The 9,338-nt window shown below is 66.4% G+C and carries 8 protein-coding genes and 1 pseudogene; 5 read left to right on the forward strand and 4 right to left on the reverse strand.

From position 1 onward, the window contains the following. Positions 1-50 precede the first annotated feature (50 nt). A complete protein-coding gene (locus tag I5Q34_RS32945) occupies positions 51-359 on the reverse strand; it encodes a hypothetical protein (protein ID WP_199896175.1) in 309 nt (102 codons plus the stop codon). 763 nt (positions 360-1,122) lie between these two features. Between I5Q34_RS32945 and I5Q34_RS32950 the strand changes: the two genes are divergently transcribed. Then, positions 1,123-1,458, forward strand: a complete 336-nt coding sequence (locus tag I5Q34_RS32950; RefSeq protein ID WP_199896176.1) for an avidin/streptavidin family protein — start codon at positions 1,123-1,125, stop codon at positions 1,456-1,458. A 75-nt stretch (positions 1,459-1,533) separates the two neighbouring features. Here the strand turns inward: I5Q34_RS32950 and I5Q34_RS32955 are convergent, their stop codons facing one another. Then, on the reverse strand, positions 1,534-2,292 hold the full coding sequence (locus I5Q34_RS32955; RefSeq protein WP_199896177.1) for a DUF4239 domain-containing protein: 759 nt from the start codon (positions 2,290-2,292) through the stop codon (positions 1,534-1,536). Between the two features lie 367 nt (positions 2,293-2,659). Next, positions 2,660-3,658, reverse strand: coding sequence for a ParB/RepB/Spo0J family partition protein (locus I5Q34_RS32960; protein ID WP_199896178.1), 999 nt, complete (start codon positions 3,656-3,658; stop codon positions 2,660-2,662). 204 nt (positions 3,659-3,862) lie between these two features. Between I5Q34_RS32960 and I5Q34_RS32965 the strand changes: the two genes are divergently transcribed. The 3 genes from I5Q34_RS32965 (at position 3,863) to I5Q34_RS32975 (ending at position 7,866) form a co-directional block, all read left to right on the forward strand. Next, complete coding sequence (locus I5Q34_RS32965; protein WP_199896179.1) at positions 3,863-4,366, forward strand: DUF4429 domain-containing protein; 504 nt, start codon at positions 3,863-3,865, stop codon at positions 4,364-4,366. A 106-nt stretch (positions 4,367-4,472) separates the two neighbouring features. Further along, positions 4,473-5,633, forward strand: a complete 1,161-nt coding sequence (locus tag I5Q34_RS32970; RefSeq protein WP_199896180.1) for an acyltransferase — start codon at positions 4,473-4,475, stop codon at positions 5,631-5,633. 85 nt (positions 5,634-5,718) lie between these two features. Next, a complete protein-coding gene (locus I5Q34_RS32975) occupies positions 5,719-7,866 on the forward strand; it encodes a PIG-L family deacetylase (protein WP_199896181.1) in 2,148 nt (715 codons plus the stop codon). Positions 7,867-7,929: 63 nt separating this feature from the next. Here I5Q34_RS32975 and I5Q34_RS35350 read toward each other — a convergent pair. Next, positions 7,930-8,037, reverse strand: a pseudogene (locus I5Q34_RS35350) (AraC family transcriptional regulator); the annotation flags it as partial. Positions 8,038-8,497: 460 nt separating this feature from the next. Between I5Q34_RS35350 and I5Q34_RS32980 the strand changes: the two are divergent. Then, positions 8,498-9,286: an SGNH/GDSL hydrolase family protein gene (locus tag I5Q34_RS32980; protein WP_199896182.1), complete on the forward strand. Its 789-nt coding sequence runs from the start codon at positions 8,498-8,500 to the stop codon at positions 9,284-9,286. The last annotated feature ends 52 nt before the right edge of the window (positions 9,287-9,338 follow it).

Consider the following 9,338-nt stretch of genomic DNA (forward strand, 5'->3'; position numbering starts at 1 on the left):
GGCTCAACGAGCCGACCAGCCTCAAGTGACACCACATGGATCACGCGACACTAGGTGAGATCGGCGATGACAAGGACGGTCACGTCGGCTTCGAAGGTGTCGTCACCGTTCACGTCACGAAGCTGGACATTCACGGTGACCTCGACCACAGTGCTGCTGGCGATCCTGGACGTCACTTGCACCAGATGCCGTTGCAGGTGGTGGTCGACATTCCCCGAGAAGGCCAGATTGATGTCCTGCAAGGCGACATTGGCCACGCGGACCGGAGTCGCAAACGTGACGTTGGCGGTTTGACTGCGGATCTGCGTACCGTTGAGATTCCTGAAGCTGAACACCCTTTGCGCGAAAGAAAGTGCCATGAGCGGCCTACCTCCCTGCGGGCCTCGTGGGCCCGTCCGACGCGTTCCCCCGCGCGGTGGCTCCGCGCGGCGGCTCGGGGCTACGGGCATTGCACTGGCACCGGGGGTGCCCCTGGAGCGGCGTGCCTGGGGGGCAGGTTCCTGCAGGTCGCGCCGGAGCGGGGTGCCGGGGTCGCGCTGTCACCGATGTGGGTGGATGTCTCCGTCCCTGTGAGTGACGGCGTCCGAGCGGGGATCGGACGTTCGGCTGATGCCGGGCGGCTGCGGCGTCCACACGGTCCACGCTGCCTGTCGGCCGGCGCCGCATCGGTCGATGGTGCAGCCGTGGAGGGGTGATCCCGTGGCGCAGCGACAGGTGGCCGGCATCCGGTCCGGACGGGCCGGGCGATGTCGCGGTGCTGCCGCACGGGTTGGGCCGGCCGCGTTCCGGCTGCTGCTCAACGGGCCTTTCGAGCGCGGAAGTGCCGTACTCCCCGGCGTACTTCGCTTCCCTGTCCTCTGCGCGGTTCGCTATCGTCTGCTGAAATGCCGGAATCGGGTGGTACGTACGAAACCGAAGAGAGTTCTCCCGCCCGATGAGTATTCCCGTAAGCCCGCTGATTCCGTCCCGCTTACGGAATCGATGATCGCGTCAGCCGCTCGTGCCGGCGGTCGCCGGACCGACCGTGACCGCCTCTGCGGGCCCCGACGGCGTGGAGCCCGCGAGACATGTTCCGAAGGCCGGGAGCATCGCCGGTGTCCGCCACAACCAGCTGGTTTCGTCATGAAACTGAAGGTCGCCGAGGACGGCACGCCGAGCGGGACGTACGAATCGGCGGTGGGCAACACCGAGCGCCAGTACGTCCTGGCCGGTCGTCTGGACACGGCGTCCGCGGGCGGCGGTGAAGGCACCACGTTCGGCTGGACCGTCTCGTGGCGCAACGAGTTCCGCAACGCCCACTCGAACACGACCTGGAGCGGTCGGTATTTCCGCGAGGGCGGGGAACGCGCCAACACCCAGTGGCTGCTGACGCGTGACACCACACCCGCCGCCGAGTGGGAGTCCACGATGATCGGGCACGACGAGTTCACCCGGGCCTGCCCTCGCCCGATCTCCTGAAGAAGGCGGAGCGCCTGGGCGGCAAGGCGTCGGTCCCGCCCGGGCGTCACGACACCCGGCAGGTAGAACCGGCTGTCAGAGGGCCAGTTGGCCGTAGCGCTGGAGCGCCTCCTCGTAGGCGGCCGGGCCGATGCTGACTCCTCCGGCATAGGGATGATTGAGCGCGAGGACGAGGTAGATCATGTAGGCGAAACCCGCTGCCCCGACGCCGAGGAGAAAGTAGTGCGTCCGGCCGGTGGGTTTGCCGAAGAGGGCGAAGAACACCAGGGTGACGACGCCGGATCCGACCATGAGGGAAAGGATCGGCGGCGGGACTTCCGCGTCCTTCTGCGCCAGCCTTTCCCTCCTGGCCACGTACACGTCCTGGAGGCGCTGCGATGCTTCGGCGCGTGTCGCCCGGGAGTCCTCATCCGTGACCGGTATGCGGTACAGAGCCGCACGCAATTGGTCGAGGCCGCGCACGGTGGCTTCGTCCGCATGTCCTTGGTGCATGGCGGGCCACTCGGCGGAGATGACCGACCGCGTGTAGGCGACGACGCGCTGTCGGACGTCGTCACGTCCGCTCGGTGGCAGACCCCGTGCGAGGAAATAGACGTCCTTGAGCGCGCCGGCCTCGGCGAGAGTGGCCTTACGGGCCGTGTCGAGCTGGCCCTGGGCGTTGACGGCCAGGAAGGCGAAGGAGAACACGAAGAGTCCGCTGACCGCGCCGATCGCCATCTCAACGCCCTTGGGCAGATCGGAGGTTCTGCCTCCCTTGTGACGGCGCAGGAGGAAGGCGGTCAGGCAGACGGCCAGGGCGGTGCCGAACATGATGGCCAACGAGGGGATCAGCACACGTCCGATTGTCGGACATGGGTTGTGGTCGGCGAGGACCGATCGCCCGGAAGAGGGGCCCGTTGGGCACCTGTTCGCACATGCGGCTTCCGGGGCTGAACAGCGAAGGGCGAGCTGGGGGCCGCTCGTCGGCACGCGCCCCCGGCACACTCCCTGACTGTGATCGGCTACATCACGGCAAGGGACGCCATCCAGCGATCGAGGGGCTGACGCGCCACGGGCCGGCCGTGCGCGGGATCGTAAGGCTGCCGGGGCCCGCCACTCGCATGTGGTGGGCCCCAGCTGTTATCAGCAGCGGCTCAGCAGCCGGAGGCGTTGGACATGGGCGCATGACGGGCGTTGTCCGCGGTCAACGCGCGTCGAAGGTTCACAGGTGTCGACGCAGCGCTTCGAAGAGCTCTCTGAGGCTGCGGGCATCGAGGCCGGCGGCCAGGGTTCTGGCCTGGTCGCGGGGGGTTGTGCCAAGCCTCCGGACCAGCAGCGCGGCAGCGGGGACGACCGAATGCGGGATGCCCGGGCGGGTGGTGCGGGGCTGCCCGGCCGTCATGAGGGGAACCAGCGTCGTGTTGTCCGTGGGCAACGGGCGCTCGGGGTGGGCCGAGTCTGCCGGTGCGGTCCGTGGGCTGGGCAGTTCCCGCGGTGTCCTCTCGCGTCGGGGCCTGGTGACCTTCCAGTGGGAGAGGAGGTCCGCCGTGCTGAGCTCCGGGTGCTGCTTGTGGTGGCGGGCCAGTCGTCGGCCGTCCCGTTCGGGCAGCTCTCCGGAGCTGAGCATGTCCTGGATCTCGGCAGGGAGCCGGAGAAGGGCGAGTTGGTTGGTCACCCAGGAGCGGTTGCGGCCCAGTCGTTCGGCCGCTCGGCTCTGGGCGCCGATCGCGCTGTTTTCCGCGCATGCGTTGACGAGTTGCTGGACTCCGCGTGCCCGCTCCATGACGTCGAAGTCCTCGCGTTCGAGGTTTTCGGTCAGTACGTAGTTGACGAGGTCCTCGCGTGACGTGGCAAGGTCGTCGCGAATTGCGAAGTCCAGTTCCTCCAGGCCGACATGGAGTGCGCTGTGATACCGGCGCTCGCCGTTGATGAGGACGTAGTCTGCGTCACCGATGCCCTGGATGTGCTCCGGCCACAGCTTCAGGTAGGCGGGGCGCGAGACGGCGACGCACGGCGCCAATTGCGCTTTGCGCAGGCTCTCGCCGAGGACGGTCCGCTCCTCGTCCGTTCCGAAAGTGCGGCGTGGGTTGAGTGGGGTGAGGGCGATGGCGGTCAGGCGGACCCTGCGCAGCTCGTACGCGCCTTTGCCGGGCGGGAGCACGGGGTCCTCGCGGTGGTGCTGATGTGCGGACAGAGGTTCCGGACGATCGACGACACCCATATACGTCCTCCGGTAGACATGTGTGAATGACCTGCGCATGGCGGCTTTTTGATCAGTGCATTGCAATGTACAGCTACATGTCGGATGTTGACTGGACAGGCTTTGCTACAGCCGGTTAGGACTTTTCTATGGCATGCCGGAGAGGGGCAGGCCAGGGCGTAGGATTCGCGATCGAACAGGCAGGGACAACAGTGGTGGTGAGAGATGTGGGTTGAAGGGAGAAGTGGTCTGATCGGTTTCGATGGATTTTTCATCACCGTGGTTCACCACGGTTTGCTTCACCGGGCGACCTGCGGTAGAGGTGAAAAGCGAATTCCTGTGCATCAGCTCGGATCGGTGCGCTGGAAGCCGGCAGGGCGCTTCGCCCTCGGGTTCATCCAGTTCTCCCTGGCCGGTGGGAACGAGAAGCGTTCATTGTTCGGCCGGCAGTCGCTGGATGCGGCAGGCGATGAGAACGCCCTTCTGTTCACCTACCGACAACAGTCCGGGTTCGAGAAGCTCAAGAAGTCCGTAGAGGAAACCCTTGCCATCCGGTGGCCGAACATCCCACCGGGAAGCCATCCGTCCGGACCGCTGGCGGTCATCGGTGGCCTTCAGTCCCTGGAGAGGCTTCTGGAGAACGGGACTCTGACGCACGAAGAGTTCGCAGTACTCAAACCCAGGCTTCTCGGCCTGCTGCCCGCCGGGACGCCGGATCCAACGCACTGAGCTCCGGCATTCGTTCGCCTTTACAGACAACGAACAGAGAGAGTTTCATGCTTGTTCGCCATGCCCCGTACCCGCGCGGCATATCCACCACCGAGGACAGACGCCGGTGAGCGCTCTGTCCCCGGCTCCGTCGGTCCCGCCGGTGGCAGAGCCTGCTTCCGGTATCCGTCCCGCTCCCGCCCGGGTGCGTCTGGATTCGCTGACGGGCCTGCGCTGGTGCGCGGCCTTCCTTGTGTTCTGCTACCACTTCGCCTACGAGCAAGCCGTGTCGGGCATCCCCCGGCACGTATACCGTCTGAAGGAACTGACCTACGCGGGCCCTTCGGCCGTCTCCTTCTTCTTCATCCTGTCCGGCTTCGTCCTTGCCTGGTCGGCGCGTTCCCAGGACACTGCAGGACGGTTCTGGTGGCGCCGCTTCATCCGCGTCTATCCCAGCCATGTGGTGACCTTCTGCCTGGCCGTGATCATGTTGATCTGGATGGGCCGGACGCTGCAGCCCGATGTCGCGGCAGGCAACCTCGGTCTGATCCAGGCATGGGTGCCGAACCGGCGGGACTGGTGGTTCGGCTACAACGGCGTCTCCTGGTCGCTGAGCTGTGAATTCCTCTTCTACTTCACATTTCCGTTTGTGATCCCGATCCTTCGGCGGTTGAAGTCCCGCGGCCTGTGGGCAGTTGTCGTCGCCGGAAACCTGTGCGTCGCGTGCTATCCGTTCTTCACCGGCCGGATCGTCCGGGCGACCGGATGGGACGCGAAATTCCTGCTGTATATCCTGCCGCCGGTACGGTTGGCGGAATTCGTGGTCGGTATCTCCCTGGCCCTTTTGGTCAAGAGGGGCGCCTGGCGCGGCCCCGGCCTCGTGTCCAGCCTCGCCCTGTGCGCCGTGACCGTCTTCGGGCTGGTCCACGTCATGCCGTACAACTTCCACTGGGCGGCCTGCACAGTCGTTCCCTTCACCCTCACCATCGCCGCCGCGGCGCGTGCCGACGTACTCGGCGAGCCATCTCCGTTCAGGAATCCCTACATTGTGTACCTGGGAGAAATCTCCTTCGCCTTTTATCTCGTCCACGAGATGGTGATCTTCAGTACGCGACATTTCTTCAGGATGCACCACGTCGGTATTCCGCTGACCCTGCACATGGGCCTGGTCGCCTCGCTGTCCCTTCTCGGTGCTGTGCTCCTGCACGAGTACGTGGAGAAACCCGGGGTGCGACTGCTGTCCCGCGACAGAAGCTCCGCATCGGGCACATCACCTTCCGGAGCCTGACGCCGTCGCAGAGGCGGCGCATCAGGACGCCATTTCGTTCTATGCCTTCATGCTGCGCTTCCCGGCGCCTTGGAGAGGAGAGTTCATGTCACAGCACATACCGCGGCGCCGGGTGCTGCAAGCCGCCGGTGGTGGCGTTGCCGCCACGACGAGCCTGACGGGTGTCTGGCAGTGGCTGGTGCCGCGGAAAGAGGACGATGCCGAGGGGCCGACCCTGCCCCCCAAGGCGATAGCCTCGGAATCCTTCGTCTACGTCATCGCGCACCCCGACGACTCGCTGTATTTCATGAACCCGGACATGGAACAGGCCCTTCTCGCCGGAGCCCCGACGACCACGGTCTGCCTGACCGGAGGCGAGTCCGACGGGCGCAACGCGCTCACCAAGCAGCCGGGTTACCGGCAACTGCCCAAGGAGCGCGCCGCATTCGTGCGGGCAAGGATCAACGGACTGCGCAGGGCGATGGCCAAGATGGCCACGGGGGACCCGTCCAGCTCCTGGGACATCTCGACCCTGTCGCTGCTGAAGGATTTCGGAGCCGAGCTTCATACCCTGCGGTCCGCCCCTCAAGTCCAGCTGATCTTCCTGGAGTTGATCGAGGCGCGGTCCATGCGCAGTCCGCACAAGGAGAGCCTGCGAGGGCTATGGCTGGGGGCGACGCCCCAGCTCCCGACCCTGAGGCCGGCCGCGAGCCCGGTGACCCGGATTTTCCAGTACGGGCGCCGGAACGTCATCGACACACTGACCGCCGTATTCGAGCGCTACCGGCCGACCGTGGTGCGCACACTCGACCCGAACCCGACGCACCTGCCACGGCAGCCGCACTACGAGCGGGTACCTCCCGTGCTGAAGGGCCCGGCCTTCTACGATCACCAGGACCACACCGCCTCCGCCCACTTCGTCCAGGCGGCCCTGGCCCAGTACTGGGGACGCAAGCACGCGCGGCCGACGGTGGTGGAGAGCTATATCGGCTATGAAGTGTCCCGGCTCCCCAGCAACCTCGATACGGGTGCCACCCGGCACAAGACGGTGTTCCTCGACATCTACGGATGGGCCGACGGCGTCGGCTGCGGTGATCCGGCGGGCTGCGGGGACCGCAAGGTCGGCAGCCGTTCCAAGGACACCCGCTGGACCAACAATTGCCGTCACCGTTCCCCCGGGACCACGCGCTGGGTACAGCTTCTGCCCGACGGCCGGCTCACGGCTTTCGCCCTCTTCGACGGCAGGGCCCACTGCTGGACCGAGACGGCACCGGGCAGTTGCACCTGGTCCTCGCCCGTCGCCGTGGGAGGCTCCATGCTCGAGGGCCATGTACAGGCCGTGCTCCTGGCCGACGGCAGACTGCAGCTGGTGTCCGTACGCACGGTGCTCCCCGAACGGGGCGAGCCCCACCGGCGGGAAGTCGTCACCGCGGTGCAGGAGGGCAAGCCGGCCGGCTCGTCCCCCTCCTTCGGCCCCTGGCGGAGCCTCGGTTCACCCGAGGACGATCCGCAACGCTCGATGGAGATGGGCTACCCCGTCGCGGTGGTGGACAAGGCAGGCACGGTCCACGTCGTCGTCCGTACCTGGGCGGGGGGCCTCAGCATCCGCAGCAGCATCGGGCCGCGGGGCTGGACCGACTGGCGACAGCTGTCCACGGCCGGGTCGTCCACTATGGTGCCGGACGGACTCGACGCCGCCGTCGACGGCCACGGCAGGCTCCACATCGTCGCGGCCGACGCCAGGACGCTCCATCACTGGACGGCCGAAACGTCCGGCGCGGAGCCGCGGTTGATGGAACCGACCCGGCTCCCGGCCGCCACAGGTCCGATCACTCTCGCTCCCCTGGTGGGCGAGGGCGTGCGACTGGCCACGCGCCAACCCGGCACCTCACGGGTGGTCATCGCCGACTGGCGGCCCGGGCGCGGCTGGCGCCAGACCGTCCAGTGCCGGACTGTGGGCGGTCACGGCCGGGTCGCCCTGGCGCAGACCCGTACCTCGACCGTTCTGGCCGCCCGGGACGCCGAAGGCCGCGTCCGCCTGGCTGCCGGACCCGGCAGACCCGGCGACTGGAGCCGGAGCGGAGTCCCGCACCTCGGCACGCCGGGCGTGACCCTCGATGGGGAGGGCAGGCCGGTCGTGGTCGTCCTCGGCGCCGACGGCAAGCTCAGCAGCTGCCGTCACCGAGGGCCGGACAAGAAGGGCTTCACTCCCTGGGTCACGCAGGAGGGGAAGAAACGGCCTGATCCCCGTTGAAACAGGGGAGGGCGTCCAGGGCTCCGCACATGCGGGACCCCGGGCGCCCTTGGAAGGCCGGCCCTGTTCCCGCTCCACCGGCAGCCACAGCTCGGCGTCGGCTTGCCTCTCGTCCTCCGACAGGGTGCGCAGGATCTCGGGGCCGGGGAGGCCGCAGTACGGGTTCTGGGGCAGAGGGCGCGGCGTACCGCAGGGATCAAGGTCCGTCAGTTTCCCGACACCACTGTTCAAAGCTCAGTAACGCAGACCCATCACCAGTGATGCATGTCACGGGAACCTTGTTTCGCCGAGCGGACAGTCAATGGATGTGAGTTACGTGCGCACGACCGTATATGGATAGCTGATCCAGGGGTATTTCGGTTGTCTTCACGTGCGTATCCGATAGAAGGTAGTCGTCTTGAGTCCGTCTCGTTTGACCAGCATGACAGCACGGTCGCGCAAAAGCCTTGCAGCCTGGTTCCGTTCGCGCTTCGCCCATGATCCTGTACCCCGCCTGCGACATCCGTGGACCGCGATTATGGCGACAGGAATACTCATCGGAATCAGTGCGCCATCCCTCGGTACGGTGATCGCGGACGGGTGGCGCCCCCCACGGAGTGGATGGACCGTTCCACAGCTGACAGTGATGCCCTTGGGTGATTCGATAACTTTTGGCACCGGCAGCTCAACTGGATCCGGGTACCGTGCCAATCTGCGGGATCAGTTGACCTCGCACAGCGAGGATGTGCGTTTTGTCGGCTCGCAAAGGAGCGGTGAGGCGCCGGTTCGTGAGCACGAGGGGCATTACGGTTGGAAGATCGGTGGCCTGACCGGCCGCACCGCCAGGTGGTTGACGGCGGCCAAGCCCAATGTGGTGCTGCTCCACATCGGCACCAATGACATGCACGACGACTACCGAGCAGACCAGGCACCCAAACGGCTCGCCGAGCTGATCAATGAGATTGTGGTGGCTGCTCCCGGCGTAACCGTGCTGGTCTCGTCCCTGGTCCCCTCTGCGGACCCCAGGACCCAGGAAAGAATCGCTAGGTTCAATAGCGCTGTGCCACAGGTGGTTACGGACTACCAGGACAAGGCATTCCAGGTCGAGTACGTCGACATGAGTCGAGTTACCGCCGACGACCTCCGTGACGATCTGCATCCCAACGATGACGGCTACCGCAAGATGGCGGATGTTTTTTACCGCGGTATCGCCAGGGCGGTCGCCAAGGGGTGGGTTCGGGAACGAGTCGCTATTGGGGCATCGCCATCGGGCAGGCCGGGTACAGCGATTCCTTTTCTGGCCGAGGAGCTGCGGGCCCGTACTGAGGCCCGGGTCGAGCAGCCCCGGATCCTGCGGATGGCGGAAGAGCGGCGCGGGGCCGGAGCAGTTCGGGGTGAAGGAACGGAAGGCGGCCGACGAGGAGAACGACCGGGTCACTGAGCTGTTTCAGCATGGCCACTGATCGGGTGAGGGCGATCGTGTCCGCAACGCA

The organism is Streptomyces sp. AV19 (genome assembly GCF_015999245.1).
In the GTDB taxonomy this organism is placed as follows: Bacteria; Actinomycetota; Actinomycetes; order Streptomycetales; family Streptomycetaceae; genus Streptomyces.